The sequence below is a fragment of the Streptomyces sp. RPA4-2 genome, assembly GCF_012273515.2.
In the GTDB taxonomy this organism is placed as follows: domain Bacteria; phylum Actinomycetota; class Actinomycetes; order Streptomycetales; family Streptomycetaceae; genus Streptomyces; species Streptomyces kaempferi.
In genome coordinates this window covers 2036157-2063115 of the sequence record NZ_CP050975.2, presented here as the reverse complement: position 1 = coordinate 2063115, position 26959 = coordinate 2036157, and the positions used below count along the sequence as shown (strand labels likewise).

Below are 26959 nucleotides of genomic sequence, written 5' to 3'. Positions count from 1 at the left end.
TACATGGTGAGTGTTCAATCGCCTCCCGGTGGCCGTGAACTTCCCTACGCGCGCGTCCTGTTGCTGCCGGCCATACTGATGGCCGCGGTGACCGGGGCCGCCGTCGCCGTGGTGACGAGCCCGGCCAGGACCGCCGTCGGCTGGTGCGGCGCCATCGCGACGCTGCTGGTCGTCACCGTCGCGGCGGAAGCCGTACGCCGCGGCCGCCACGCCCGTGACCTGCGCGCCGAACTCGCCCGCAGCACCACGTACTTCGAACAGCGCATCGCCGCCCACGACCAGGAGTTCGTGCGCCTGCGCACAGAGGTCCTGCCGATCGGGCTCCGCCGCATGCGGGGCGGCGTCAACCCCGAGAACGTGGCCCGTACCTTCGGCCAAGGCGCGAGCGACCCGTGCGAACTCACCGCCGTGCAGCGGGATCTGCTCGGCACCGTACTCAAGGTCGTGGACGACGAGGACCTGCTGCGCGACTCCTCCCAGCGCTCCTTCGTCAACATCGCCCGGCGCGTCCAGGCGATCGTCCACCAGCAGAACAAGGAACTCCGCGAGATGGAGGAGGACCACGGGCGCAACCCCGAGGTCTTCGACGACCTGCTGCGCATCGACCACGGCACCGCGCTGATCGGCCGCCTCGCCGACTCCATCGCCGTGCTCGGCGGCGGCCGTCCGGGGCGCAACTGGCCCGAGCCCGTCCCGCTGTTCAGCGTGATGCGCGGCGCCATGTCCCGGATCCTGGAGTACCGCCGCATCGAGCTGCACTCGATCGCCGACGTCAACGTCAACGGCATCCACGTCGAACCGGTCATCCACGCCGTCGCCGAACTGCTCGACAACGCGACGCGCTACTCGCCGCCGACCACCAAGGTGCACCTCACCGCCCTCGTCGTGCAGACCGGTGTCGCCATCGAGATCGAGGACTCCGGCGTCAGCTTCAGCGACGAGGCCCGCGGAAAGATCGAGGAACTGCTCCGGCAGGCCGCGGCTGGCGTCGACCTCAACATCCTCGGCGAGGCCCCCCGGCTCGGCATGGCCGTCGTCGGGCGGCTCTCGAAGATGTACGACATGAAGATCTCGCTCCGCCAGTCCGCTTACGGCGGCGTCCGCGCCGTCATCGTCGTGCCGAGCAACATGCTCACCAAGGACCCCGCCCCCGGTCTCGCGCACGGCATCGGCGTGAACGCGGTGCCGACGATGGACACCGACGGAGTCGAGGGCCCCAAGCGCAAGCCGAAGAAGCGCCGTCCGACCACCGGACCCCGTGTCCCGTCGCCGCACGACGGCTCCCAGGACGACGACGCGCCGCTGGTCACCGAGTGGACGGCCAACGGTCTGCCGCAGCGGCGCAGCAGGGTCAAGGTCCCGCTCAGTCAGCGGATCGCGGAAGCCCGGGCCGCCGAGGTGGCCGCCGAGGCCGCGGCCGCCGCGGCGCCCTGGGAGGCCACGCCCGCCACCAAGGAGGAGGAGCCCCCGCCGGGGCTGTGGGTCGAGGCGTTCATGGAAGGCCTCAAGGGCGACCCGGACCCGACCGCATTCACCCGTAGCCATCAGCCGGCCCCTGCCGAGGCCGACGACGAGGGGGACCTCAAGTGATCCAGCAGCGAGGCAACTTCGACTGGATGCTCAAAGACCTCGCCGACGGCGTCCCGGGCATCCAGCAGATCGTGGTGCTCTCCGCCGACGGGCTGCGCATCGCCCGCTACGGCGGCGACCCCGACGCCGCCGACCGCGTCGCCGCCGCCTGCGCGGGACTCCAGAGCCTGGCCGGAGCCGTCGCGGGCGAGATCCCCCGCAGCGACGGCACGATGCGGATGGTCATCATCGAGATCAACGGCGGCTACTTCTACCTCATGTCCGCCGGGGCCAACGCCTATCTCGCGGTCCTCGCCAACCAGACCGCGGAGCCCGGCCTGATGAGCAACCGCATGCGCGACCTCGTCGCACGGATCGGCGCGCACCTCACCAGCCCGCCGCGCCGCAACGGGCAGACCGTATGACTCCTCCGCAACGCCGCCGGCGCCACCCCACCGCGGAGCCCCGGGAAGTCCCCCAGGGAGGCCCGCCGCACGAGGGAGCCTCCCCGGAGGGGACCCCCCAGGAGGGCCAGGAACAGGACCCCAAGATCCCTGGGCGCCTGTATGTGCTCACCGGCGGGGGCGAGGGCGGCGACCGGGCCGACCTCGACCTGGTCACCCTGATCGTGGCGCGTGCCGACCCTCCGGCGCCCACCACGCAGCCCGAGCAGTCGGTGCTGTTGCGGCTGTGCAAGGCCCCTCTGTCCGTGGCCGAGCTCTCGGCCTATCTCAATCTGCCGTTCAGCGTGGTGACCGTCCTGCTCACCGAGCTGCTGACGGCCGAACTGGTACAGGCGCGCGCCCCGATCGTCCGCTCGGCGCTCCCCGACCGTTCCCTCCTCGAAGCGGTGATGCATGGACTTCAAAAGCTCTGACACGATCACCGGCCCGCGCGCCGAGGACCACCTGCCGCACACGGCGACCGCCGCGGTGAAGATCGTGATCGTGGGCGGTTTCGGGGTCGGCAAGACGACCATGGTGGGTGCCGTCAGCGAGATCAAGCCGCTGACCACCGAGGAGACCATGACGCAGGCCGGCATCGGCATCGACGACAACTACGGCTCCGAGACCAAGACGGCCACCACCGTGGCCATGGACTTCGGCCGGATCAGCATCACCGAACAACTGGTGCTGTACCTCTTCGGCACCCCCGGCCAGGAACGCTTCTGGTTCCTGTGGAACGGCCTCTTCGAGGGCGCGCTCGGCGCGGTCGTGCTGATCGACACCCGCCGTCTGGAAGTCAGCTTCGACGTGATCGGCCGCCTGGAGGAACGCGGCGTGCCGTTCGTCGTCGCCCTGAACGACTTCCCGGACGCGCCCAGCTATCCGATCGAGGACCTGCGCACCGCGCTCGACCTCGCGGAGGAGATCCCGATCGTGAAGTGCGACGCGCGCCGCCGGGCCTCCAGCCGTGACGTCCTGATGACGCTGATGCGCTTCCTGCACTCGCTGGCGATGTCCTCCTCGCGGGCCTGACGCCCGCCGGTGGCCGCGAGACCCACACCCCCACTCCCACCCCCCAAGACACCGGACCCACTTCAGTTTCGGAGCGATCATCGTGACGCCTGAACCCCACTCACCGGCCGGTACGGACGACCTCGCCCTCGACCCGCCGCCGGGTTGCCCCGCCCACGGCCGAGGTCCCGGCGGGCTCCACCGGCTCCACGGCCCCGAGGCGGAGGACCTGGGAGCCCTGTACGAGGAACTCCGCGACGAGCACGGTGCGGTCGCCCCCGTGCTGCTCCACCACGACGTGCCGATCTGGGTGGTGCTCGGCCACGCGGAGAACCTGCACATGGTGAGCACGCCCACCCACTTCTCCCGGGACAGCCGGCTGTGGACCGCCGTCAAGGACGGCACGGCCGGGCCCGAACACCCGCTCGCGCCGCACATCGCCTGGCAGCCCATCTGCTCCCACGCCGAGGGCGACGAGCACCTGCGGCTGCGCGGCGCGGTCATGGGCGCCATGTCGACCATCAACCACCGCACCATCCGCCGGCACATCAACCGGGCGACCCAGATCCTGGTCAACCGCTTCTGCGAGAAGGGCCGGGCGGATCTCGTCAGTCAGTTCGCCGAGCACCTCCCGATGGCCGTGCTGTGCCAGATCCTCGGTATGCCCGACGAGTACGACGACCGACTGGTGCAGGCCACCCGCGACCTGCTCAAGGGCACCGAGACCGCGATCGCCAGCAACGAGTACGTCATGAACATCCTGATCCGGCACACCGCCCGCCGCCGTGACCAGCCGGGCGACGACTTCACCGGCCATCTCATCAACCACCCGGCCGGACTCACCGACGACGAGGTCGCCCAGCATCTGCGCCTGGTGCTGCTGGCCGCCTACGAGGCCACGGCCAACCTGCTCGCCAACGTGTTGCGCGTGGTGCTCATCGACCCGCGTTTCCGCGCCCGGCTGAACGGCGGACAGATGACGGTCCCCGAGGCGGTAGAGCAGTCGCTGTGGGACGAGCCGCCGTTCAGCGCGGTCCTCGGCTACTTCGCCAAGCAGGACACGGAGTTGGGCGGCCGGACCATCCGCCGGGGCGACGGTCTGATCCTCGGCATCGCGCCGGGCAACATCGACCCCCGGGTGCGGCCCGATCTCAAGGCCGACATGATGGGCAACCGGTCCCACCTGGCCTTCGGCGGCGGACCCCACGAGTGTCCGGGGCAGGACATCGGCCGTGCCATCGCCGACGTCGGTGTCGAGGCGCTGCTGATGCGACTGCCCGACGTCGAACTCGAGGGCGACGAGGACGAGTTGCGCTGGCGCTCGTCGATGTCGTCGCGGCACCTGGTGGAGCTCCCTGTCTACTTCGAGCCGCAGCCGCCGGAGGAGGTCGAGGACGTGCCGCCCGCTTGGCCGGTCCCACCGCAGCGGCAGCCCTGGCAGATCGGCACCGACCAGTCGGCGGCGTCCGCGCCGCGGCGCGAGCCGTCCCTGCCGATGTCGACGCCCGCGCCGATGGTGACGCCACCAGCGCCGGCACAGGCCCCCGTACCCGCGCCCGTCCGCCCGGCCGGGGCCTGGCAGCGCTTCCTGGCCTGGTGGCGCGGATACTGAACGGCCAGGCGTGCCGGGGCTCCCGGCTACCGCGCCCAGTCGTCGTGCGCGGACCAGGCCTGGAGCTCCCGCCCGCTGACGAACCGGTGTGCCCGCCCCGTGACCGGATCGGTGAACTCCAGTTTCCGCGCGAGCAGTTGGAGTGGACGCCGGAAGTCGCCGGCCGGCACGGGGCCGGTCACCACCGGGTAGAGCGGGTCGCCGAGGATGGGGACGCCCAGCGCGTTCATGTGCACCCGTAGCTGATGGGTCTGCCCGGTGCTCGGCATCAGCCGGTAGCGTCCCAACCCGTCACGGTGGTCGCGGAGTTCGACCCGGCTCACGGCGTTCGGTTCACCCGCCACCTCCTGCGCGGCCATCACCCCCCGCTCCTTCACGATCCGGCTGCGGACCGTGCGCGGCAGCGCGAGCCCCGCGTCGTACGGGGCCACCGCCTCGTACTCCTTGGCGACGAGACGGTCCCGGAACAACGACTGGTAGGCGCCGCGCTCCTCGGGCCGCACGGTGAACAGCACGAGCCCGGCGGTGAGCCGGTCGAGGCGGTGTGCGGCGCCCAGCGCCGGGATGTCCAGCTCCCGCCGCAGCCGCGCCAGCACGGTCTCCGCGACATGGCTGCCACGCGGTGTGGTGGCCAGGAAGTGGGGTTTGTCGGCCACCACGACATGGGCGTCGCGGTACACGACGTCGACGGCGAACGGCACCCGCTCCTCGTCGGGCAGCTCCCGGTGGAACCACACGAACATCCCCGGCTCGTACGCCGTGGCGGGATCCACCGGCCGCCCGTCCGCGCGCACGATCAGCCCGTCCGCGAGCATCGTGTCGATCACCCCGGTCCCCGCCGCGAGCCGCTCCACCAGATGCTCCCGTACCGTGGCCCACCCCCCGGCCTGCGGCAGTCTGACGCGCACGGGGTCGACGCCGTCGCGCTGCGGCAGGGGGGAGGGCGGGATCCTGGGCTTGCGTCTCACCCGCTCAAGCCTACGGGCGGCGGAGCGGGGCAGGGTGCTCCCCGCCCGGATGTGAGAGGCGGCTGCCGGGTCGGTTGCTCCGGGCTCAGGTGTACGAGGCCGGGGCCGCCTCCAGAGCCTCGGCCTCCGCCACCGTCGTCCGGGCCCGGTACGCCCGGTAGGCCGCACCCGCGAGCAGCGTCGACCCCAGGAACAGCACGGTGAACCACTGGAAGTACCAGTGTCCGCCCGCCGGGTCGTACACCGCGGCGCGCGGCCAGGCGAGGTCGACGCTCATGAGCAGACCGTAGACGAGGGCGATCGCGTTGACCGGGACGCCCCAGCGGCCCAGCGAGAAGAGCGGGGCGCCCGTCTCGTCGGTCCCGCCGGCGGTGAACTCGCCGCGCAGCCGGCGCACCAGCATCGGTCCGGTCACCATCGCGTACGCCAGGTACAGCATCACGATGCAGGTGGTACCGATCGCCAGAAAGGCCTCCGGGGAGGCGAAGTCGAGCAGCAGCAGGGCGGCGGCGAGGACACCGACGGTGAGCGCGGGCACGCTCGGCATGCCGGTGCGCGGGTTGACCCTCGCGAGCCGGCGGGAGAAGGGGAGCCGGCCGTCCCGGGCCATCGAGAAGAGCATGCGGCAGGCGGCCGTCTGGATCGCCAGCGTCGCCACCGCGACGGCCACCACCACGTCGGCGAGCAGCGCCCGGCCCACCCCGTCCCCGAGGCTGCTGGTCAGCACGTAGCTCAGGCCGTCCACGCCCAGGTGCCCGTCGGTGAGGCTGGGCGCGGCCAGCAGGCCGCCCAGCACGATCAGTCCGCCGAGCAGACCCGCCGCGCCGAGCGCGGTGAGGATCGTGCGGGGCGCGGTGCGCCGTGGGTTGTGCGTCTCCTCGCTCATCTCGCCCGCGCTGTCGAAGCCGATCATCACGTAGGCCGCCGTGAAGGAGCCCACCATCAGCGCCCCGAACAGGCCCGATCCGCCCCCACCGGTGTGGAAGGTGATGCCGGGGGAGCGCTCGGAGTGGGTGAACAGCAGGACGATGATCAGGACGGCGCCGATGATCTCGGCGGTGACGCCGACGCGGTTGATCACCGACATCACCCGGTTGTCGACGACGTTCACCAGCGTGGTCAGGACGAGCAGGACGACACCGAGGACCGCCGCGTTCGCCGCGCCGTCGGGGCTGGTGGGCGCCGGATCGTCGCCCACCAGCTGGAAGCCCGACCAGATCGCGGGCAGCACCATCTGCAGAGCGAGGGCGGCCGCCGCGACCACCACGATCTGCCCGATCACCATGATCCAGCCGGCGAACCAGCCGAAGGAGAGGTTCGAAAGGCGCGAGGACCACTGGTAGATCGCGCCCGAGAGCGGGTAGCGCGCGGCCAGTTCGGCGAAGCAGGCGGCGACCGTCAGCTGGCCCACCAGGACGGCCGGCCAGGTCCAGAAGAAGACCGGGCCGCCGAACGCGTACCCGAAGGCGAAGAATTGGAAGACGGTCGTCAGCACCGAGATGAATGAGAAACCGGCGGCGAACGAGGCGTATCGGCCGAGGCTGCGCCGCAGTTCCTGGCGGTAGCCGAACGGGGTGAGCGAGCCGTCGTCGGGGGACCGGGGCGGATCGGGGCGTACGTCGGAGGGGGCGGTGGTGGTCACGGTGGCACCTGCCTTCGGCGCGGAATTCTGTCGGGTGACAGAAATTAGGGAGACCCTGTTTCGCTCGCGTGTCGCGGCCGTGTCCGCGTCGCGCCGAAGTGCTCACGCCCCTGTCCCGGGCCCGGGACGCGCACCGGCGACGGGGGGCGGGAGCGCCCGCCTCGCCGGTGACGGGGGTCCGTTCACCCGCTCACCACGCACTGCCCGGAGGAAGCCGCGCTCGCGCCGTGCGGGTCGCGAGCGACGGTACGGACCGTGTGTACGGTGCCGGCGCGGGGGTCCTCGAGGGCGAACTCCGGGGCCAGGTCGCACGCCTGACGCCGTGGGAGGCGTTCGGGGAGGCCGGCCGTACGCTGCTGGACGGCGCCCCCGCCGGGCTGGCGGGACGTACGTGCGTCGCGGTCCGAGGGCCGCCGTCACCCGGAGACCGGGGAGGGGGTGGGAGGCGCCGGTGGCATCGCCCTCACCGGGGCCGCGCGATGGGCGTGACCGCTTCCCCGGCCTCGCGCATGACGTGCCGTCAACTCGCGCCGCTCGTGCGGGGATCCGTGTCCCCGCCGATCACCCTGATCCAGCCGCAGGTCCGACTGTGCCTGCTCGGCGGCCTCTTCGGAAAGGTGGCGCCCTCCGACTGGCCCGGCTGGACGCGAAGGGCGTGGCGCCGTCCGGACGGCCCGGCTGGACGCGAGGAGCGTGGCGTCGTCCGGGCAGGCCCGTCCGGGCAGGCCCGTCCGGACGTGGCGCGGCGCCGGTTTCGACCCGCTCGGCCGGGCGAGGACGGCGGGGGCGTCCGGCGATGTCCGGGCACCCCGACAGGGGTGCCGTAGTGCCGTGCACGGCCGTTCGGGCGGGCCGCCCGCGCGGACCGTGGCGGCGGTGCGGCCGCCGATCCGTGTGTTCAGGTCCTACCAGCAGCGCTCCGAGGAACCCGGCCCGGGGAGGTTCAGGAAGCGGCCGCCGAGCTCGCCTCCTGCTCCGCCTCCACCTGCGCGTTCCACTCCCGCTTGGCCGCCTGCCAGCCGTCCTCGTTGTGCCCCAGCCGCCAGTAGCCGGAGATCGACAGATCCTCGCGCGGGACCTCCCGCTCCACCCGCAGCAGCCGGCGCAGCTCCTTCACGAAGGCCGCCTCGCCGTGCACGAACGCCTGCATCCGGCCCTCCGGGAAGTCGAGCGCGCGCACGGCCTCCACCAGGGCCTCGCCGACGGGCCGGTCCCCGCGGTGCAGCCACACCACGTTCACGTCGGAGTCGATCTTCTGCTCCTCGTCGCGGCCCGAGACCTCCAGGAAGGCGTGGGCCACGGCGCCGTCCGGCAGCGCCTCCAGGGCGGCGGCGATCGCGGGCAGCGCGCTCTCGTCACCGGCGAGCAGATGCCAGTCGGCGCTCGCGTCGGGCGCGTACGCGCCGCCGGGGCCCATGAACCGTACGGTCTCGCCCGGTTGGACGCGGGCCGCCCAGGGGCCGGCCAGGCCCTCGTCGCCGTGGACCACGAAGTCGAGCGAGAGCTCGCGCAGTTCGGGGTCCCAGGCCCGCACGGTGTACGTCCGGGTCACGGGCCACTGCTCGCGCGGGAACTCCTCGCGGATCCGCTCCAGGTCGAACGGCTCGGGATAGGTGACGCCCTCCGCGGCGAAGAGCAACTTCACGTAATGGTCGGTACAGGTGCCCGCGGTGAACTCGGCGAGGCCCTCGCCGCCCAGGACGACGCGCTGCATATGGGGAGTGAGCCGTTCGGTCCGCACGACGCGCGCGGAGTGGGGCTTCCTGGGCCTGCGTGCCGGACGCTCTGCCATGACGGCCTCCTCGTTCAATGACTTAGGCTCCCCTAAGTTAGCATCTCCGTCCCGGTTGACACCCTTCGCAGGGACGGACTTCGTGCTCCTGCCACCGGGATTCGAGTACCCCCGTGGTAAGGCTCGAGCCACCCTCCAAACAGTGACGATGCCCTCACCCGGAGATCCCGTTCCCGCCGGCGAGAATGATGCTCTCAGGCGGAGAACGATGCTTCTCAGGTGCCGAGCGTCGTGAGCAGGCGCTGCAGCGATCCGCCCAGGCCCCAGCGGGCCGCGAGCGCGTCCAGGGCGGCCGGGTCGCGCGGGGTGTGCGGCAGCGCCGTGTCGACGTCGGGCAGCGGGACGTCACCGGCGACCCGTACGACCTCGGGTGCCAGGGCGACGTAGGGGCGGGACTCGTCGAGCCGCTTGCGCTGAGAGGGCGTCAGCGCGGACTTCGGGTCGTCCACGGCGGTCATGATCCCGGCCAGGTCGCCGAAGGCGTCGAGCAGCTTGGCCGCCGTCTTCTCGCCGATCCCGGGCACCCCCGGAAGGCCGTCGCTCGGGTCGCCGCGCAGCAGCGCCAGGTCCGCGTATCCCGAGCCGTCGACACCGTACTTCTCGCGCAGCCACGTCTCGTCGGTGAGCTGGAGGGTGCCGACGCCCTTGAGGGGGTACAGGACGCGCACTCCCCGCTCGTCGTCGACGAGTTGGTAGAGGTCGCGGTCGCCGGTGACGATGTCGACCGGGCCGGTGGCGCGCCCGGTGAAGGTGCCGATCACGTCGTCCGCCTCGTACCCCTCGACCCCCACGCGCGCGATGCCCAGCGCGTCCAGGACGTCCTCGATGACGGGCACCTGCGGGGAGAGCGTGTCCGGCACCTCCTCCTCGTCCGGGCCCGTCTCGGTCTCCACGGCCACTCGGTGCGCCTTGTACGAGGGGATCAGGTCGACCCGCCACTGCGGGCGCCAGTCCGCGTCCATACAGGCCACCAGGTCGTCCGGGTGGTGGTCCTTGACCAGGCGGTCGATGAAGTCGAGCAGCCCGCGCACGGCGTTCACGGGCGTGCCGTCCGGGGCCCTCACCGAGTCGGGGACCCCGAAGTAGGCCCGGAAGTACAGGGAGGCGGTGTCGAGCAGCATCAGGCGTCTGGTCACGCCTCGCATCATGCCGTACGCCACTGACAGTGACCTGGACCACTCTCGTGTTTGCTCCGTGTAAGCGAGGGCAGGCGCGGCATCGGGAAGCGCCCGGTTGCTTTTTCAACCGATCACGGCGATCACAGCGATCGCACCGATCTGACCCGTCGCACCGATCCGACCGATCGAGGCGTCCGAACGAGAGGCACACGTGTCATCCAGGCTTGAGGCCGAGCACCTGTACAAGGTGTTCGGGAGACGACCGGAAGAGGCGGTGGAACGACTCCGCCAGGGAACCGACCGGGAGGAACTGCGCGCCGACGGCACCACCGCCGCGGTGATCGACGCGTCCTTCACGGTCGACCCGGGCCAGATCTTCGTCGTCATGGGCCTGTCCGGATCCGGCAAGTCCACCCTGCTGCGCATGCTCAACGGGCTTCTGGAACCGACCGCGGGACAGGTGCGCTTCGACGGTGAGGACCTCACCGCGCTCAGCGCCCGCGACCTGCGCGAGGTCCGCTCGAAGAAGATCAGCATGGTCTTCCAGCACTTCGCGCTCTTCCCGCACCGCAGTGTCCTGGAGAACGCGGCGTACGGCCTGGAGGTCCAGGGCGTACCGGCCGCCGAGCGCAGGAAGCGCGCCACCGAGGCCCTGGAGCTGGCCGGGCTCGCGGGCTGGGAGAAGTCCTGGCCCGACGAGCTGTCCGGCGGGATGCAGCAGCGCGTCGGTCTCGCCCGCGCGCTCGCCACCGACGCCGATCTGCTGCTGATGGACGAGTCGTTCAGCGCGCTCGACCCGCTGATCCGCCGTGACATGCAGGACCAGCTCATCGAGCTCCAGAAGAAGCTCAAGAAGACCATCGTGTTCATCACCCACGACCTCAACGAGGCCATGCGGCTCGGCGACCGGATCGCCGTCATGCGCGACGGCCGCATCGTCCAGATCGGCAGCGCCGAGGACATCCTCGTGCGCCCCGCCGACGACTACGTCGCCTCCTTCACCCAGGACGTCGACCGCTCCCGGGTGCTGACGGCGGGCGCCGTCATGGACACCGACGTACGCGGCGACGAGGCCGACTGCGACTGCGAGACCGCGTTGCCCGACACCTCGTTCGTGGATCTGTGCGCGATCAGCGCGCGCCTCACGCACCCGGTCGCGGTGCTCGACCCCCAGGGCGAACTGGTCGGCGTCGTGCCGCGTCGCCGGCTCGTCGCCTTCCTCGGCGACGAACAGGACGAACCCGGCCGCTGTGCGCAGCCCCGGACCGAGGCGGTGACGGCCGATGCCTAGGATTCCCTTCGGTGACTGGGTCAACGACGTCGTCGACTGGCTGCTGAACCACATGGCGTGGCTCTTCGACTTCCTCAAGACCGTCTTCTCGGGCACCTACGACGGCATCAACGCCGTCCTCCAGGCCCCGCAGCCGCTCCTGCTCGCGGGCATCTTCGCGGTGATCGCGTTCTGGCTGCGCGGCACCTCCGCGGGTGTTCTCACCTTCGTGGGATTCGCCTTCATCGACTCCCTCGAACTGTGGGAGGACGCGATGGTGACCCTCTCGCTCGTCCTCGTGGCGACACTGATCGCGCTCGTCGTCTCCGTCCCCGTGGGCATCTGGGCGGCGCGCTCCGACCGGGTCAGCGGCATCGTCCGCCCGGTCCTCGACTTCATGCAGACCCTGCCCGCGATGATCTACCTCATCCCGGCGATCCTGTTCTTCGGCACCGGCGCCCCCGCCGGCATCGTGGCCACCCTGATCTTCGCGCTGGCGCCCGGCGTCCGCATGACCGAACTGGGCATCCGGCAGGTCGACAAGGAACTCGTCGAAGCCGCCGACGCGTTCGGCACCACCCCCCGCGACACCCTGCTGCGCATCCAGCTGCCGCTGGCCCTGCCCACCGTCATGGCGGGCGTCAACCAGGTCATCATGCTGGGTCTGTCCATGGCCGCCATCGCGGGCATGGTCGGCACCGGAGGCCTCGGCGGCGACGTGAACGAGGCCATCGGCCAGCTGAACGTCGGCCTGGGCTCCGAGGCGGGCGTGGCCATCGTCATCCTGGCGATCTACCTCGACCGGATGACCGGCGCCCTCGGCACCCAGGTCTCCCCGCTCGGCCGCCGCGCCGCCGCCAAGCTGCGTGCCGCGCAGGGCCTGCGGATCTGGTCCTACCGGCCCCGTCCCGCCGTCGCGGTGGTGGGCGTCGTCGTCCTCGCGCTGGTCGCGGGCGGCATGGGCGTCTTCGGCGGTACGAACGCGACGTCCACCGCGGCCGACGGCGAGAACGTCGGCCAGGGCAAGAAGATCAGCATCGGCTACATCCCGTGGGACGAGGGCGTCGCCTCCACCTTCCTGTGGAAGGAGATCCTGGAGGAGCGCGGCTACCAGGTCGACGTCAAGCAGTTCGACGCCGGCCCGCTCTACACCTCGCTCGCCCAGGGCGACGTCGACTTCGAGACCGACTCCTGGCTGCCGACCACGCACGCGCAGTACTGGAAGAAGTACGGCAAGCAGCTCGACGACCTGGGCTCCTGGTACGGCCGGACGTCCCTGGAGCTGTCGGTGCCCGCCTACATGAAGGGCATCGACTCCCTGGAGGACCTCAAGGGCAAGGCCGGCACCTTCGGCGGCAAGATCACCGGCATCGAGTCCAGCGCCGGGATGATGGGCCTGCTCAAGAGCAAGGTGCTCAAGGCGTACGGGCTCGACAAGGAGTACAAGGTCGTCGACAGCTCCACGCCGGCGATGCTGGCCGAGCTGAAGCGCGCGTACGCCGCGAAGAAGCCGATCGTCGCCACGCTCTGGTCGCCGCACTGGGCCTACAGCGACTACGAGCTGAAGAAGCTCAAGGACCCGAAGGGCGCCTGGGGCAAGGGCGACGGCGTGCACACGCTGTCCCGCAAGGGCTTCGCGCAGGACAACCCGGTCGTCGGCAAGTGGCTGAAGAACTTCAAGATGACCGAGAAGCAGCTGACCGACCTCGAGGCCGAGATCAACAAGGTCGGCAAGGGCAAGCAGCAGGACGCCGTGCGCGCCTGGCTGAAGAAGAACCCCGGCGTCGTCGACAAGCTGGCCCCGGCGGGGAAGGCGTCCGCCGCCCCGGCCGAGGCGAAGCGCCCGGTGGACGTCGCCTGGTTCCCCTGGGACGAGGACGTCGCCGTCACCTACCTCTGGAAGAACGTGCTGGCACGGCGCGGCTACCAGCTGAACCTCAAGCAGATGGACGTCGGCCCCGTCTACACGGGACTGGCCTCCGGCGACCTCGACCTCAACTTCGACGCCTGGCTGCCCTACGCCCAGTCGAACTACTGGGACCAGCACAAGAACGACCTGAAGGACCTGGGCACCTGGTATGCGCCGACCTCGCTGGAGATCGCCGTGCCCTCCTACGTGAAGGGCGTCAAGTCACTCGCGGACCTGAAGGGCAAGGCGGGCACCTTCGACGGGAAGATCATCGGTATCGAGCCCGGCACCGGTGAGATGAACCTGCTCAAGAAGAAGGTGCTCCCGGGCTACGGCCTGGACAAGGAGTACAAGGTCGTCGACGGCTCCACGCCCGCCATGCTGGCCGAGCTGAAGCGCGCGTACGCCAAGAAGCAGCCCGTCGCCGTCGCCCTGTGGTCGCCGCACTGGGCCTACAGCGAGTACAAGCTCACCAAGCTCGCGGACGACAAGAAGGCCTTCGGTGAGGGCAACACGATCCGGACCATCTCCAGCGAGAAGTTCCCGGAGCAGTACCCGCAACTCACCCGGTGGATCAAGAACTTCAAGATGAGCGAGGGTGAACTCGGTTCCCTGGAGAGCGAGATCAAGCAGCGCGGCCAGGGTCACGAGGAGGACGCCGTCGCGGCCTGGCTGAAGGGACGCCCGGACGTGGCGGACCGGATGGCGCCGCGGTAGCCCGACCGGACCCGGCCGACCGAGGGGTGGGCCCCGCCGCCCGGCATCCGTGAGATGCCGGGCGGCGGGGCCCACCCCTTGCTCCGTCCGTCGCCCGTCGCACGGCCCTCGGTGACGGTCGATTCCGCGCCGCGGCCGCCACCCCACGGGTCCGCGCGTCCGGACCCGCCGCGACCCGCCGCGGGTGCCGCCGCCGGTGGACGGCCAGGACGGGTATGTCGACGCGTACGCACCGGATCCGGACAACCACGGCGCCGTCCGCGGCCGGCCCGGCCCCGGACCCCGGCCGGCCCGGAGGCGCCGCACGGCCGCGACGCGTCCCGCGGCCCCTCGCGCGGTGCCGAGGGCACACCGCACCTCACCGCCCCGCACGACGGCACGGCCGAGCTGACCGGCCACGACCGTGTACGGTGCGACACCGGACGCCAACTCCACGTAGTGCGCGCTGACTTCACATCCCGGTGTGGTCCGCCGCCGGGGGCCGGACCGGGTCCTGGAGTCCTGGGGGGCGCGTGGTGGCGGAGATGACCGCTACCGTCCTCGGAACACCGCCGCGGGCAGTTGACCCTGACGTGGGGTCAGCAGCGACCCGGGGCAACTCGGCAGGACGTCCGGCCCTCCTGGTCAGCCCTTTCGTCCGGAGGGCGGCCGCGGTGCCCGGAGAGACGGGGCAACTCGGCTGTTGGCGCGAATTGTGACCCTCGCCCTCCCCTGACATGACAGCGATATGACGGCCGCGTGAAACGGTTTGCCGAACATGCGTAGGGTGCAAACAACTCTTCAGGGGCAAGGGACCCGAGGCGTGGACCGAAGCAGTGGACCGACGACGCGTGGGAGGGAGCCGGAGCGATGGGCGACCACAAAGAACAACCCCTTCGGGTGGGCGCGGCCGTCCGGCGGCGGCGCCGGGCGCTGGAGCTCACCCTCGCCGTCGTGGCCGCGCGCAGCGGCCTGTCGGTCCCGTTCCTCAGCCAGGTGGAGAACGAGCGGGCCAGACCGAGCCGTAGCTCCCTGGAGAGGGTCGCCGACGCGCTGGGCACCACGGCCGTCGAGTTGCTCGCCGCGGCCGACCCGGCGTGCAGCGTCGATGTCGTGCGCGCCGACGACGGTGCCGGCTGCGCTTCCGAAGCCCGCACGCGCCCCCTGGTGCGCGGTCACCACCAGTTGCACGCCACGGAGTTCGTCGGTGACCACGAGGAGGGCCGCGAACTCCAGCACCGCAACGACAAGTTGATGTACGTCGCCGACGGCGCCGTCGAGGTCGAGGCCGAGGGCCGCGCGCACCGTCTGGGGCGCGGCGACACGCTGTACCTCACGGGCGGAGTGCGCCATCGGTGGCGCGCCACCGTGCCGGACACCCGGGTGATCGTGGTCGAGGTCGCCGACCACATCGAGGCGGTGGAGGAGCGCCACGGCTTCGGCAGGCGCTGACCCTTCCGCGCGGATCCGGGCCGGGTGGCACTGCGATACTGGCGCCATGTCCGGAACCTCCCGTCACGTCTTCGAAAGCGCCGCGGTCACCTCGTCCCCGCTGATCACGACAGCGGGGACGCGCCCATGAGCGGGAGGACGAGCACCGGCGGACCACGGGTCGTGTCGCTCGTGCCCTCGCTCACCGAGGCCGTCGCGGTCACCGTCCCCGGCGCCCTGGCCGGCGCGACGGACTGGTGCAGCCATCCGCCGGACCTCGACGTCGTCCGGGTCGGCGGCACCAAGAACCCCCGGGTCGAGCGGATCGTAGGGATCGGCCCCGACCTGGTGGTGGCCAACGAGGAGGAGAACCGCGGCCCCGATCTGGACGCCCTGCGCGCGGCGGGGATCGAGGTGCTGGTCACGGAGGTCAGGGACGTGCCGGGAGCCCTCCGGGAACTCGACCGGGTGCTGACGGCGTGCGGGGCGCGGACCCGGCCCCGCTGGCTCGACGAGGCGGAGTCGGCGTGGGCCGGACTGCCCGACCCGGAGCACCGGACGGCCGCGATCGTGCCGATCTGGCGGCGCCCCTGGATGGTCCTCGGCCGCGACACCTTCGCCGGGGACGTCCTGGCGCGCCTGGGCGTCGACAACGTGTACGCGGGGCACGAGGACCGCTATCCCCGTATCCCTCTCGCCGAGCTCCGCGCGGCGGCCCCGGAGCTGGTGGTGCTGCCCGACGAGCCGTACCGCTTCACCGCCGACGACGGACCCGAAGCCTTCGGGGACGTGCCCTGCGCACTCGTCGACGGACGACACCTGACCTGGTACGGACCGTCGCTGGCGCGGGCGCCGGAGGTGCTCGGCCGGGCGCTGCGAGCAGGGTAGATGCCGAGGCAGCGGCAGGACGGCCACCTTCGGCCGAGGTGGGCGGGCGGGCGAACGCGGCGGCCCGTGTTCAGAGCCGGACGATGACCAGGGCGGTGTCGTCGGTGGCGTCACCGGGCGGGATCAGGTCGGTGAGCACGGCGTCGGCGAGGGTTTCGGGGTCGTCCGCCTGGTGGCGGGCCAGGGAGTCGGCGAGCCGGGCGAGGCCCTTGTCGATGTCTTCGCCGCGGCGTTCGATCAGACCGTCGGTGTACAGCACGAGGACGGCGCCCTCGCGGAAGGCCGTGACGGCCTGGGTCCGGGGGCCGTGTTCAGGACGGGCGGCCAGTGGCGGGTCGGTGGCCTGGTCCAGGAACTCGACGGTTCCGTCCGTGCGCAGGAGCGCTGGTGGGGGATGGCCGGCACTGCTGTAGGTGATGGAGTGGTTCTCCCAGTCGACGAATGCCGTGGCCACGGTGGTGTTCTCGGCGCCGTCGACGGTGCGGGCGTACAGCCCGAGAACTTCCAGGGCGCGGGCGGGGCCTTCGGGGACGAGAGAGGCCGCGGTGAGGGCGCTGCGCAGTTGTCCCATGACACCGGCCGCGTAGAGACCGTGGCCGACGACGTCGCCGACGGCGACGGCGATGCGATCGCCGGGCAGGTCGACCAGGTCGTACCAGTCACCGGCCACGTTCAGCGCTTCGGCGGCGGGCCGGTAGCGAACGGCCGCCGGGTGCCTGCCGACCGGGCGAGGAGCGGGCAACATGGCTTCTTGCAAGGTCAGAGCGACTTCACGGGCGCGGATGAGCTCGGTGACGTCCTCCAGCCGCTGGAGCAGCAGCGTCATCCGCCCATCAGGTCCGAACACGGGAACGTTGGTCACGTTGAAATACCGCTCGTGCCATACCCCGGGCTGCTCGTGGTCCTCCATGTCGTAGCGCTGCAGTGCCACGACACTGCGCTCGCCTGTCTCCACGGCCCGGCGCAGTGAGGCCAGAACTCTGAGCAGGAGAGGCTCGGCGGCGTCGTTGTCGGGCGGCTCCTCGGGAAGGAAGCGACCGACCACTTGCTCGCGCGGGAGGCCCCGGAGGCGCAGGAACTCCGCGTTGGCGTCCGCGAAGATCAGCTGCGGAGTCACCAGCGCCACCGCTCCGGGAAGCGCCTGGAACACCGCCGCGTAGTCGACCGCCGGTTCTGCCATGATTTTCCTGCTCACCAAGCCGCTGTCTGCCTCTTCACGATACGAGCAGGGAGTCACAGCTCGCACCATGAGGTCGCGGCGTTCCCACACCGTCGGTGCGCCTCGTCCGGGGATCACGCCGGGTGGAAGGTGCCGGTCCGGGTGGTACTGGAACCCGGTATCTCCCGGTTCAGTCCTTGACCGGTTCCACGTGAGTGGGCTCAGCTCCGCCCAGGTGGAGCACGTACCCGACAGGCCCAGGGCGTCGGGGCACGCGCGGGTGTTCGGCCGGGTCAGTACCAGCGGACTTGGCCGGCTGCCGCGCTGCGAGCAGCGCCCCGCTGATCACGCCCTGCAGGGTGCGGACGGTGGCCACGGCCCAGGCGGCGATCAGGAGCGCGTACAGGGCGACGGCCAGCCAGTCGAAGATGAGGAGACCGGTGTGCCGGGCCAGCGACTCGGCGCCGGTGACGCAGGTCCCCACCGGGAAGGTGAACGCCCACCACGTCATCGAGAACCCCATGCCCCGGCGGCGGGCCCGTGCCACCATCGCGGCCGCCAGTCCGAGCCACAGCAGCGCGAAGCCCATCACGGGGACCCCGTAGAGCACCGCCAGGAGGGCGAAGCCCTGGTCGTACGGGGCCGGCACGACCCCCGGCGCGAAGTCGCCGAACTTGCCGGTGGCGGTCGTGGACTGGCCGAGCGGACCGAGGACGAGGAACAGCGTGGGGGTGAGGGCGAGCGGCAGCGGCCCCCCGGTGAGCAGCCGGGCGAAGATCACCGGCAGCATCACGAAGGTGGCCAGCAGGCTCAGCCCGAAGAGCGCGAAGCAGCCGAGGAGCAGGGCCTCGCGGGCCTGCCCCGGCGGGAGGTGCGGGACCAGCAGCGGTCCGACGGCGGCGGAGACCATGGGCGCGACGAGGGGGAGCAGCCAGACGGGAGTGGCCTGGTCGGGCCGGATGCGGTGGTGCACGATCATCAGGTACGGGACGGCCAGGGCGGCGGCGAGGGCGGTCACCGTCCCCACTGCGAACAGCACGGCGTCCACGGCGACCGCGGCGGGGGTGCCGATCCAGTCCCGGCCGACGACGAGGGTGGCGCCGCCCACCGCCAGCAGAGCCATCGCGAGGCAGCCGTAGAAGGGGGCCATGGCCGGGTCGAGGAGGTGGGCGCGGGCCTGGTCGCGATGGTGCGTCCAGTGCAGGGCGCGGGCGCCGAGCAGGGTGATGAGCAGGACGGCCGAGAGCGCCCAGACGGCGAGGCAGAAGGTCCGCAGGCCCGGGACGGTGCCGGGGAGGCCGGCTCCCGCGGTGGCCACGATCGCCGTGCCCATGACCGAGGCGTACCAGTTCGGGCCGAGATGGCGGACGGCGGCGGCGCGCGGACGCCGGGTTCCGGCGGCGGTGAGCGGGAGGACGGGATGGGCTGCGGTGACCATGGCTCCACGGTCCCGCCGGTACGGGTTCCCCGCCAGGGAGTACGGGTCTATGGGGGCATAAGCTGGCTTTATGGGTGCGAGCGCGGAGGAACCGACGGGCGACAGGGCGGCGCAGGCCGGTGAGCCGGTCAGGGGCCGGGGCGCCGGTGAGCCTGCCGCGGTCGGGATCGCGCACCGGGTGCCCGATCTCGGGGCGCTGGAGCTGCTGCTCGCGGTGGCCCGGCTCGGGAGCCTCGGACGGGCCGCGCGGGAGCTGGGGATCACGCAGCCCGCGGCCAGCAGCCGGATCCGTTCCATGGAACGGCAGCTGGGCGTGGCGCTCGTCGACCGCTCACCCCGGGGTTCGCGTCTCACGGACGCCGGCGCGCTGGTCACGGACTGGGCGCGGCGGGTCGTGGAGGCGGCCGAGGCGTTCGACGCGGGGGCGCAGGCGCTGCGGGACCGGCGCGACTCGCGGCTGCGGGTGGCGGCGAGCATGACGATCGCCGAGTACCTGCTGCCGGGCTGGCTGATCGCGCTGCGCGGGCAGCGCCCGGACACGGCGGTCTCCCTGCTCGCGGGCAATTCCACCGCCGTCGCCGAACGCCTCCTCACGGGCGAGGCGGACCTGGGTTTCGTGGAGGGGCTCTCGGTTCCCGCCGGGCTGGACTCCGCGGTCATCGCGCACGACCGGCTGATCGTGGTGACGGCGCCGGGACACCCGTGGGCACGGCGCCGGAAGCCGCTGGAGGGGCCGGAGCTCGCGGCGACCCCGTTGATCCTGCGGGAGGAGGGCTCGGGCACGCGCCAGGTGCTCGACGCGGCGCTGGGGGGTCTGGCCCGGCCCCTGATCGAGCTGTCCTCGACGACGGCGGTCAAGGCCGCCGCGGTGAGCGGCGCGGGCCCCGCCGTCCTGAGCGAACTGGCCCTCGGCGAGGAACTATCCACCCACCGTCTGGTGAGCATCCCGCTCTCCGGTGTCGAGCTCCGGCGGGACCTGCGGGCGGTCTGGCCCACGGGTCACCGCCCCACGGGCCCGGCACGCGACCTGCTGTCGCTGACGCGCGGGGTGTAGCCCCCGGCTACCGCGCGGGGCCGCCGGCAGGGTGCGGGGTGGGGGCGGAAGCGCGCGTTGGACGGTGGCGGTACGAGGACGCCACCGGCCCCGGGCGGCTCGGGGAGGCGGGTTCGGGGGAGCGCCCGTGCGGGGTCGGTTCGGGGAGGCGGCTCGCACCGGCGCGCCGCCCGTGCAGGGTCAGTCGGGTAGGCGGTGCGCACCAACGCCCGTACGGCGGCGGCTCAGGGAGGCGGCTCGCACCACCGCGCCCGCACGGCGTCGGCTCGGGGACATGGTGCGCATCAGCGCCCGTGCGGCGTCGGTTCGGGTAGGCGGTGCGCACCAACGCCCGAACGACCTCGGTTCAGGAGGCGGCTCGCGCCAGCGCGCCCGTACGACGGCGGCTCAGGACGCGGCTCGCGCCCCCGCGCCCGTACGACCGCGGTTCAGGACGCGGCTCGCACCAGTGCTCGTACGACCCGGAGGTCCTCACCCATCTCCGGGTGCCACTGCACGCCCAGCACCCAGTCGGGGCGGGGGAGTTCGACCGCCTCGACCGTGCCGTCCGCGGCGTGCGCCGACGCTGTCAGGCCCTGGCCCAGACGCTCCACCGCCTGGTGGTGGTAGGTCGGCACGGCGCAGGACTCCGGCGCGATCTCCGCGTACAGCGTGCCCGGCACGGGTCTCACGTCGTGCCGGCCGAAGACCCCGACGTCCTTCACATGGCCCTCGATGTGCTGGACGAGTGTGCCGCCGAGGGCGACGTTCAGGAGCTGCATGCCCCGGCAGATGCCCAGGAGCGGAGTTCCGGCGTCCAGCGCGGCCCGGATCAGGGCGAGTTCCCAGGCGTCGCGCCGGTGAGCCGGCGGACCCGTCCGCGGGGAGCGCTCGGCGTCGTAGTGGACCGGGTCGACGTCCGGGCCGCCCGCGACCACGAGCGCGTCGAGACGCGCGACCGCCGAGGCCGCCAGCGAGGGCTCGTCCGGCGGCAGCAGCGCGGCGAGCCCCCCGGACCGCTGGACCAGCCGCGGATAGCCGGCCGGCAGCAGCACGGCCTCCAGCTCCCACACGCCCCAGCGCGCCCCGGACTCCAGATACGTGCTCACGCCGATCAGCGGTCTGCTGCCCACTCTGCGCTCCCTGTCGGATCCAATGGAACGGAATCATGCCTTTGGAGGATGCTCTCACCTCGCGGGGCGGGCGGCGGGGCATCACGCCACCAGCGCTCACGCCAGGAAGCCCCGCAGCAGCGCGGCCGTCCCCGCACAGTGCTCGCGCATCATCTCCCGCGCCCCGTCCGCGTCCCCGTCGAGCACCGCCTCGACCAGCGCGGTGTGCTGACGCTGGGAATGCTCCAGGTTCCGTACCAGGAGCGGGATGCAGTCGAGCAGGTCGTTGACGGACGCGCGGACGGCCGCGTACTGGGCCGTCAGCGACGGGGAGCCGGCCAGCTCCGCGAGGGTGAGATGGAGCATCGTGTCCAGGCGGCGGTAGTCGGCGAGCGGCGCGTCATGCGTGCGGGCGAGCGCCTCGCGCAGCCGGCCGGCCCGCTCGTCGTCGAGCCCGTGCGCGGCGCACAGTCCGGCCGCCCCCACCTCCAGCACCTCCCGGAAGCGCAGTACGTCCTCGATGTCGACCCCGGCGATCCGGCGCCGCAGTTCGTCCTGGCCGGGTGCCGTGTCCTTCGGCCGGACGAACGTGCCGCCGTACCGGCCGCGCCGCGACTCGACGAGACCCTGGTCCTGCAGCACCTTCAGCACCTCGCGCAGGGTCACCCGGCTGATCCCGAGCCGCTCCGCCAACTCCCGTTCGGAGGGCAGCCGTTCGCCGCCCGGCACCAGGCCGAGCCGGACCACCTGGAGGATCTGCTCCAGCGCCTCCTCGAAACCGTTGCCCGCCCGCACCGGGCGCAGCACCGGCGCCAGCCCGTCCCCCGCGCTTCCCGGACCACGGTCAGGACCCGCCTGCGTCATCTGGTCGTGCCCCCTTCCCAAGCAATGGTATGCGGCAATACCTTATGGCTCTCGGCTGACCCAAGGAGGCTTTTCCGGTGGCAGACCGCACACCCCCGCTCGCTGTCGAGGAACTGCGCGCCCTCGTCGCGGGCGGCGAGATCGACACCGTCGTCCTGGCCTTCCCCGACATGCAGGGACGCCTCCAGGGCAAGCGGTTCGCCGCGCGCTTCTTCCTGGAGGAGGTCCTCGAACACGGCACCGAGGGCTGCAACTACCTCCTCGCCGTCGACACCGAGATGAACACCGTCGACGGCTACGCCATGTCCTCGTGGGAGCGGGGCTACGGTGACTTCGCCATGCACCCCGACCCCGGCACCCTGCGGCGCGTCCCCTGGAACGCGGGCACCGCCCTGCTCATCGCCGACCTCGCCTGGAACGACGGTTCGCCGGTGGTGGCGGCCCCCCGGCAGATCCTGCGCCGCCAGCTCGACCGGCTCGCCGAACGGGGCCTGACCGCCCAGGTCGGCACCGAACTCGAGTTCATCGTCTTCAAGGACACCTACGAGCAGGCCTGGGACGCGCGCTACCGGGGCCTCACCCCGGCGAACCAGTACAACATCGACTACTCGGTGCTGGGGACCGGACGCATCGAGCCGCTGCTGCGCCGCATCCGCAACGAGATGCAGGCCGCGGGCCTCACCGTCGAGTCCGCCAAGGGCGAGTGCAACCCGGGCCAGCACGAGATCGCCTTCAAGTACGACGAGGCCCTCGTCACCTGCGACCAGCACGCCGTCTACAAGACGGGCGCCAAGGAGATCGCCTCGCAGGAGGGCGTCTCGCTCACCTTCATGGCGAAGTACGACGAGCGCGAGGGCAACTCCTGCCACATCCACCTCTCGCTCGCGGACGCCGACGGGACGAACGTGATGGCGGGCTCGGCCCAGGACCCCGGCGGCATGTCCGAGACCATGCGCCGGTTCCTCGCCGGACAGCTCGCCGCGCTCAGGGACTTCTCCCTCCTCTACGCGCCCAACATCAACTCGTACAAGCGCTTCCAGCCCGGCTCCTTCGCGCCGACCGCCGTCGCCTGGGGGTACGACAACCGCACCTGCTCCCTGCGCGTCGTCGGGCACGGCCGTTCGATGCGCTTCGAGAACCGGCTGCCCGGCGGTGACGTCAACCCGCACCTGGCCGTCGCCGGACTCGTCGCGGCCGGCCTGTACGGCATCGAGCACAAACTCGAACTGCCCGAGCCGTGCACGGGGAACGCGTACACCTCGGCGTACGAGCACGTGCCGACCACCCTGCGCGAGGCCGCCGAGCTCTGGGAGAACAGTCCCATCGCGCGGGCCGCCTTCGGTGACGAGGTGGTCGCGCACTATCGCAACATGGCACGCGTCGAGCTGGAGGCCTTCGACGCCGCGGTGACCGACTGGGAGCTGCGCCGCTCCTTCGAACGCATGTGAGGTCCTTCTTGTCGCACGAGTCGCACGAGTCGCAACTCCCCGCCGTCCACGAGCTCCACGTGCTCGACCCGGCCACCGAGGAGGTCGTCGCCACCGTCCCGGCCGCCACCGCGGCCGATGTGGACGCCGCCGTCCTGCGGGCGGGCCGGGCGCAGCTCCGGTGGGCCGCGCTGGCGCCCGGCGACCGGGCCCGGCTTCTGCGCCGGTTCGCCGTCGTCGTCGACGAACACCGTGAGGAACTCGCCCGGCTGGAGGTCCGCGAGGCCGGGCACACCGTCGGCAACGCCCGCTGGGAAGCGGGCAACGTCCGCGATCTGCTCGACTACGCGGCCGGCGGGGTGGAGCGGCTGACCGGCCGTCAGATCCCGGTCCCGGGCGGTCTCGACATCACCCTCCTCGAACCCCTCGGGGTCGTGGGTGTCATCGCGCCCTGGAACTTCCCGATGCCGATCGCGGCCTGGGGCACCGCCCCCGCGCTCGCGGCCGGCAACGCGGTCGTTCTCAAGCCCGCCGAGACGACCCCTCTGACCGCGCTGCGGCTGGCCGAACTCGCCCTGGAAGCAGGTCTTCCGGAGCACCTCCTGCAGGTGCTCCCCGGAGCGGGTCCCGTCGCGGGCAACGCGCTGGTCGAACACCCCGGCGTCGCGAAGATCGTCTTCACGGGGTCCACGAGCGTGGGCAAACAGGTGTTGGCGAAGGGCGCGGCCCTCCTCAAACGCGTCACCCTGGAGCTCGGCGGCAAGAGCCCCAACATCGTCTTCGCCGACGCCGACATCGAGGCCGCCGCGGCCGCCGCCCCCATGTCCTTCCTCGACAACTCCGGTCAGGACTGCTGCGCCCGCACCCGCATCCTCGTCCAGCGCTCCGTGTACGAGCGCTTCCTCGGGCTCCTCGCCCCGGCGATCGAGTCCGTCGTCGTGGGCGACCCGTCCGACGAGGCGACGCAGATGGGCCCGCTGATCTCGCGGGCGCAGCTGGAGCGCGTCCGGTCGTACGTTCCCGCCGGCCTCCCCGGCATCCGCGGCAAGGCCCCCGAAGGCCCCGGCTTCTGGTTCCCGCCCACCGTCCTCACCGATGTCGAACCGCACGCGCGGGTGGCCGTCGAGGAGGTCTTCGGTCCGGTCGCCGTGGTCCTGCCCTTCGAGGACGAGGCGGACGCTGTCCGGCTCGCCAACGCCACCGACTACGGCCTCGCCGGCTCCGTCTGGACCCGTGACGTCGGGCGGGCGCTGCGCGTCTCGGGAGCCGTCCGGGCCGGCAACCTCTCCGTCAACTCCCACTCCAGCGTCCGCTACTGGACCCCCTTCGGCGGCTTCAAACAGTCGGGGATCGGCCGCGAGCTCGGCCCGGACGCGCTCACCGCCTTCACCGAAACCAAGAACGTCTTCATCAGCACGGAGGGCCCCGCACAGTGACCGAAGCCACCGCAGGTACCGAAGCCACCACAGGTACCCGAGCGACCGAAGCCACCGCAGGGAACATCTGCCGCCGCCTGGTCGGCCGCACCGCCGTCATCACCGGCGCCGGCAGCGGCATCGGACTCGCCACCGCCCGCCGGCTCGCCTCCGAGGGCGCCCACGTCGTCTGCGCAGACGTCGACGAGGTCCGCGGCAAGGCCGCCGCCGACGAGGTCGGCGGGATCTTCGTCAAGGTCGACGTCACCGACCCCGAGCAGGTCGAGGCGCTCTTCAAGACGGCGCACGACACGTACGGCTCGGTCGACATCGCCTTCAACAACGCGGGCATCTCGCCGCCCGACGACGACTCCATCCTGGACACCGGCCTGGAGGCCTGGAAGCGCGTCCAGGAGGTCAACCTCACCTCCGTCTACCTGTGCTGCAAGGCCGCGATCCCCTACATGCGCCGCCAGGGCAGGGGCTCCATCATCAACACGGCGTCCTTCGTGGCCCGGATGGGAGCGGCGACCTCCCAGATCTCGTACACGGCCTCCAAGGGCGGCGTACTGGCCATGTCCCGCGAGCTGGGTGTGCAGTTCGCCCGCGAAGGCATCAGGGTCAACGCCCTGTGCCCCGGACCGGTCAACACCCCGCTCCTCCAGGAGCTGTTCGCCAAGGACCCCGAGCGCGCCGCACGCCGTCTCGTCCACATCCCCGTCGGCCGGTTCGCCGAGGCCGAGGAGATCGCCGCGGCGGTCGCCTTCCTCGCCAGCGACGACTCCTCCTTCGTGAACGCCTCCGACTTCCTGGTGGACGGAGGGATCTCGGGCGCGTACGTCACGCCCCTGTAGACCACGCCGGTGTATGCACGACCCATGCGATTCCGATCCGTCCGTGCCGCTCTCGTATGGGCCCTGGTCGCGGCCGCCACCCCGGCGGCCGCGACCCCGTCCCCGCCCGGCCCCGCTCCGACTGCCCGCGGCTCTCGGGGAGCTGGTACGGCGACAACCGCGCCCGCCTGCAACGTCTGATCGACACGCGGGGCACCTGCTCCGGGAGCGGGAACACCCCCGTCGCCGCGTTCGACTGGGACAACACGGTCACCAAGAACGACGTCACCGACGCCACCCTCGTCTGGATCCTGCGGCACGAGCGGATCCTGCGCCCGGCGAGCTGGAGGGACACCAGCGAGTGGCTCACCGACGCGGCCGACCGGGCCCTGACCACGGCCTGCGGCACCGCCACCCCGTGGGCGCCCCCCTCCCCACCTCGGCCGCCCCCCGCTGCGCCGACGAGATCCTGGAGATCCGTGAGAGCGGGCGGACCATGAGCGGCGCCGCCGCCTTCGCCGGGGACTGGAACCGGCTTACGCACCGTCCCCCAGTACACCTGGGTGCCCCAGCTCCTCGCCGGCCACACCGTCGCCGAACTGACCTCCTACGCCCGCCGTGCCCGTACCGAGGCACTGGCCGCGCCCGTCGGTTCGACCCGCGCCGTGGGCACGCACACCCTGCCGGCGTACGTCCGGTACTACACCCGGCAGCGTGACCTGATCCGTACCCTCCAACGGGCCGGATTCGAGGTCTACATCGTCTCGGCGGGCTCCGAACCGGTCACCGAGGTCTGGTCGCGCGGCGTCGGCGTCGACGCACGGCACACGATCGCCATCCGGTCGGTCCTCGACCGGCACGGGCGGACCACCCCCTGGAACCAGGGCTGCGGCGGCGTACCGGCGACCCGGGGCGAGGCCATCCCCTACATCGACGGCAAGCGCTGCTGGATCAACCAGGAGATTTACGGTGTCCACGGTGCCGCCGCGTGGCAGCGGCAGGACCCGCGCCACCGCGTCGCGCTCGCGGCCGGCGACGCCGACACCGACGTCACCTTCGTCGGGGACGCGACCGGCGCGCACCTCGTGCTCAACCGCAACAAGAGCGAACTCATGTGCCGGGCCTACGACGATGCCGACGGCCGCTGGCTGATCAACCCCATGTTCATCGAGCCGCTGCCGCGCAGGCCGGAGCCCTACCCCTGCTCGACGAGCGCCTACAACGCGACCGACGGCGGCGGGGAACCCGTCCGGAGGGGCGACGGTTCGGTCGTACCCGACCAGAAGGACACCGTCCATTGAGCACCATGTACTGACGTTCGGAGTG

At 71.9% G+C, this 26959-nt stretch carries 21 protein-coding genes and 1 pseudogene; 14 read left to right on the top strand and 8 right to left on the bottom strand.

The annotated features are described in order from the left end of the window. Positions 1–3: 3 nt before the first annotated feature. From HEP85_RS08735 to HEP85_RS08715, 5 genes are all read left to right on the top strand, one after another. Positions 4–1590: a sensor histidine kinase KdpD gene (locus tag HEP85_RS08735; RefSeq protein WP_168527274.1), complete on the top strand. Its 1587-nt coding sequence runs from the start codon at positions 4–6 to the stop codon at positions 1588–1590. Then, positions 1587–1994, top strand: a complete 408-nt coding sequence (locus HEP85_RS08730; protein WP_148007708.1) for a roadblock/LC7 domain-containing protein — start codon at positions 1587–1589, stop codon at positions 1992–1994. The genes HEP85_RS08735 and HEP85_RS08730 overlap by 4 nt, the downstream gene beginning before the upstream one ends. Next, on the top strand, positions 1991–2446 hold the full coding sequence (locus tag HEP85_RS08725; RefSeq protein ID WP_168527273.1) for a DUF742 domain-containing protein: 456 nt from the start codon (positions 1991–1993) through the stop codon (positions 2444–2446). Before HEP85_RS08730 ends, HEP85_RS08725 begins: the two co-directional genes overlap by 4 nt. Further along, the gene (locus tag HEP85_RS08720; RefSeq protein ID WP_168527272.1) at positions 2427–3047 is read left to right on the top strand and encodes an ATP/GTP-binding protein; all 621 of its coding nucleotides are present in this window, start codon (positions 2427–2429) and stop codon (positions 3045–3047) included. The genes HEP85_RS08725 and HEP85_RS08720 overlap by 20 nt, the downstream gene beginning before the upstream one ends. Before the next feature lie 82 nt (positions 3048–3129). Beyond that, positions 3130–4638, top strand: coding sequence for a cytochrome P450 (locus tag HEP85_RS08715; RefSeq protein WP_168527271.1), 1509 nt, complete (start codon positions 3130–3132; stop codon positions 4636–4638). Between the two features lie 26 nt (positions 4639–4664). On the opposite strand, the gene HEP85_RS08710 is transcribed toward HEP85_RS08715, so the two are convergent. The 4 genes from HEP85_RS08710 to HEP85_RS08695 form a co-directional block, all read right to left on the bottom strand. Continuing rightward, entirely contained in the window at positions 4665–5606 is a 942-nt protein-coding gene (locus HEP85_RS08710; protein WP_168527270.1) for an RluA family pseudouridine synthase, read from the bottom strand. A gap of 85 nt (positions 5607–5691) precedes the next feature. Then, positions 5692–7248, bottom strand: a complete 1557-nt coding sequence (locus HEP85_RS08705) for an amino acid permease (protein ID WP_168527269.1) — start codon at positions 7246–7248, stop codon at positions 5692–5694. Between the two features lie 943 nt (positions 7249–8191). Further along, the gene (locus HEP85_RS08700; RefSeq protein ID WP_211118205.1) at positions 8192–9040 is read right to left on the bottom strand and encodes a siderophore-interacting protein; all 849 of its coding nucleotides are present in this window, start codon (positions 9038–9040) and stop codon (positions 8192–8194) included. Positions 9041–9255: 215 nt separating this feature from the next. Continuing rightward, entirely contained in the window at positions 9256–10185 is a 930-nt protein-coding gene (locus tag HEP85_RS08695) for a 5'-3' exonuclease (protein WP_329294746.1), read from the bottom strand. A 184-nt stretch (positions 10186–10369) separates the two neighbouring features. On the opposite strand from HEP85_RS08695, the gene HEP85_RS08690 reads away from it, so the two are divergent. The 4 genes from HEP85_RS08690 (at position 10370) to HEP85_RS08675 (ending at position 16352) form a co-directional block, all read left to right on the top strand. After that, positions 10370–11449, top strand: coding sequence for a glycine betaine/L-proline ABC transporter ATP-binding protein (locus HEP85_RS08690; RefSeq protein ID WP_168527267.1), 1080 nt, complete (start codon positions 10370–10372; stop codon positions 11447–11449). After that, positions 11442–14054: an ABC transporter permease/substrate binding protein gene (locus tag HEP85_RS08685; RefSeq protein WP_168527266.1), complete on the top strand. Its 2613-nt coding sequence runs from the start codon at positions 11442–11444 to the stop codon at positions 14052–14054. Before HEP85_RS08690 ends, HEP85_RS08685 begins: the two co-directional genes overlap by 8 nt. Before the next feature lie 849 nt (positions 14055–14903). Beyond that, positions 14904–15485: a helix-turn-helix domain-containing protein gene (locus tag HEP85_RS08680; RefSeq protein WP_168527265.1), complete on the top strand. Its 582-nt coding sequence runs from the start codon at positions 14904–14906 to the stop codon at positions 15483–15485. A 126-nt stretch (positions 15486–15611) separates the two neighbouring features. Next, on the top strand, positions 15612–16352 hold the full coding sequence (locus HEP85_RS08675) for a helical backbone metal receptor (protein WP_168527264.1): 741 nt from the start codon (positions 15612–15614) through the stop codon (positions 16350–16352). A 70-nt stretch (positions 16353–16422) separates the two neighbouring features. Here HEP85_RS08675 and HEP85_RS08670 read toward each other — a convergent pair whose 3' ends face one another. Both HEP85_RS08670 and HEP85_RS08665 read right to left on the bottom strand, forming a co-directional pair. Beyond that, a complete protein-coding gene (locus HEP85_RS08670; protein ID WP_168527263.1) occupies positions 16423–17532 on the bottom strand; it encodes a PP2C family protein-serine/threonine phosphatase in 1110 nt (369 codons plus the stop codon). 169 nt (positions 17533–17701) lie between these two features. Continuing rightward, positions 17702–18949, bottom strand: a complete 1248-nt coding sequence (locus HEP85_RS08665) for a TDT family transporter (protein ID WP_168527262.1) — start codon at positions 18947–18949, stop codon at positions 17702–17704. Positions 18950–19019: 70 nt separating this feature from the next. On the opposite strand from HEP85_RS08665, the gene HEP85_RS08660 reads away from it, so the two are divergent. Then, positions 19020–20003 (top strand): LysR family transcriptional regulator, encoded by a 984-nt coding sequence (locus HEP85_RS08660; RefSeq protein WP_329286498.1) that lies wholly within the window; start codon positions 19020–19022, stop codon positions 20001–20003. Positions 20004–20431: 428 nt separating this feature from the next. Here the strand turns inward: HEP85_RS08660 and HEP85_RS08655 are convergent, their stop codons facing one another. Next, complete coding sequence (locus HEP85_RS08655; protein ID WP_369657651.1) at positions 20432–21115, bottom strand: gamma-glutamyl-gamma-aminobutyrate hydrolase family protein; 684 nt, start codon at positions 21113–21115, stop codon at positions 20432–20434. Between the two features lie 96 nt (positions 21116–21211). Then, the gene (locus HEP85_RS08650) at positions 21212–21958 is read right to left on the bottom strand and encodes an FCD domain-containing protein (RefSeq protein ID WP_329286492.1); all 747 of its coding nucleotides are present in this window, start codon (positions 21956–21958) and stop codon (positions 21212–21214) included. A 77-nt stretch (positions 21959–22035) separates the two neighbouring features. On the opposite strand from HEP85_RS08650, the gene HEP85_RS08645 reads away from it, so the two are divergent. The 4 genes and pseudogenes from HEP85_RS08645 to HEP85_RS08630 all read left to right on the top strand — a co-directional run bounded on the left by HEP85_RS08645 (position 22036) and on the right by HEP85_RS08630 (position 26934). Then, positions 22036–23406 (top strand): glutamine synthetase family protein, encoded by a 1371-nt coding sequence (locus HEP85_RS08645; RefSeq protein WP_168527261.1) that lies wholly within the window; start codon positions 22036–22038, stop codon positions 23404–23406. 8 nt (positions 23407–23414) lie between these two features. Next, a complete protein-coding gene (locus HEP85_RS08640) occupies positions 23415–24821 on the top strand; it encodes an aldehyde dehydrogenase (protein WP_168527260.1) in 1407 nt (468 codons plus the stop codon). A gap of 65 nt (positions 24822–24886) precedes the next feature. Further along, positions 24887–25654 (top strand): 3-oxoacyl-ACP reductase, encoded by a 768-nt coding sequence (locus HEP85_RS08635; protein ID WP_168533453.1) that lies wholly within the window; start codon positions 24887–24889, stop codon positions 25652–25654. A gap of 24 nt (positions 25655–25678) precedes the next feature. Further along, positions 25679–26934 (top strand): annotated as a pseudogene (locus HEP85_RS08630) (haloacid dehalogenase-like hydrolase). The last annotated feature ends 25 nt before the right edge of the window (positions 26935–26959 follow it).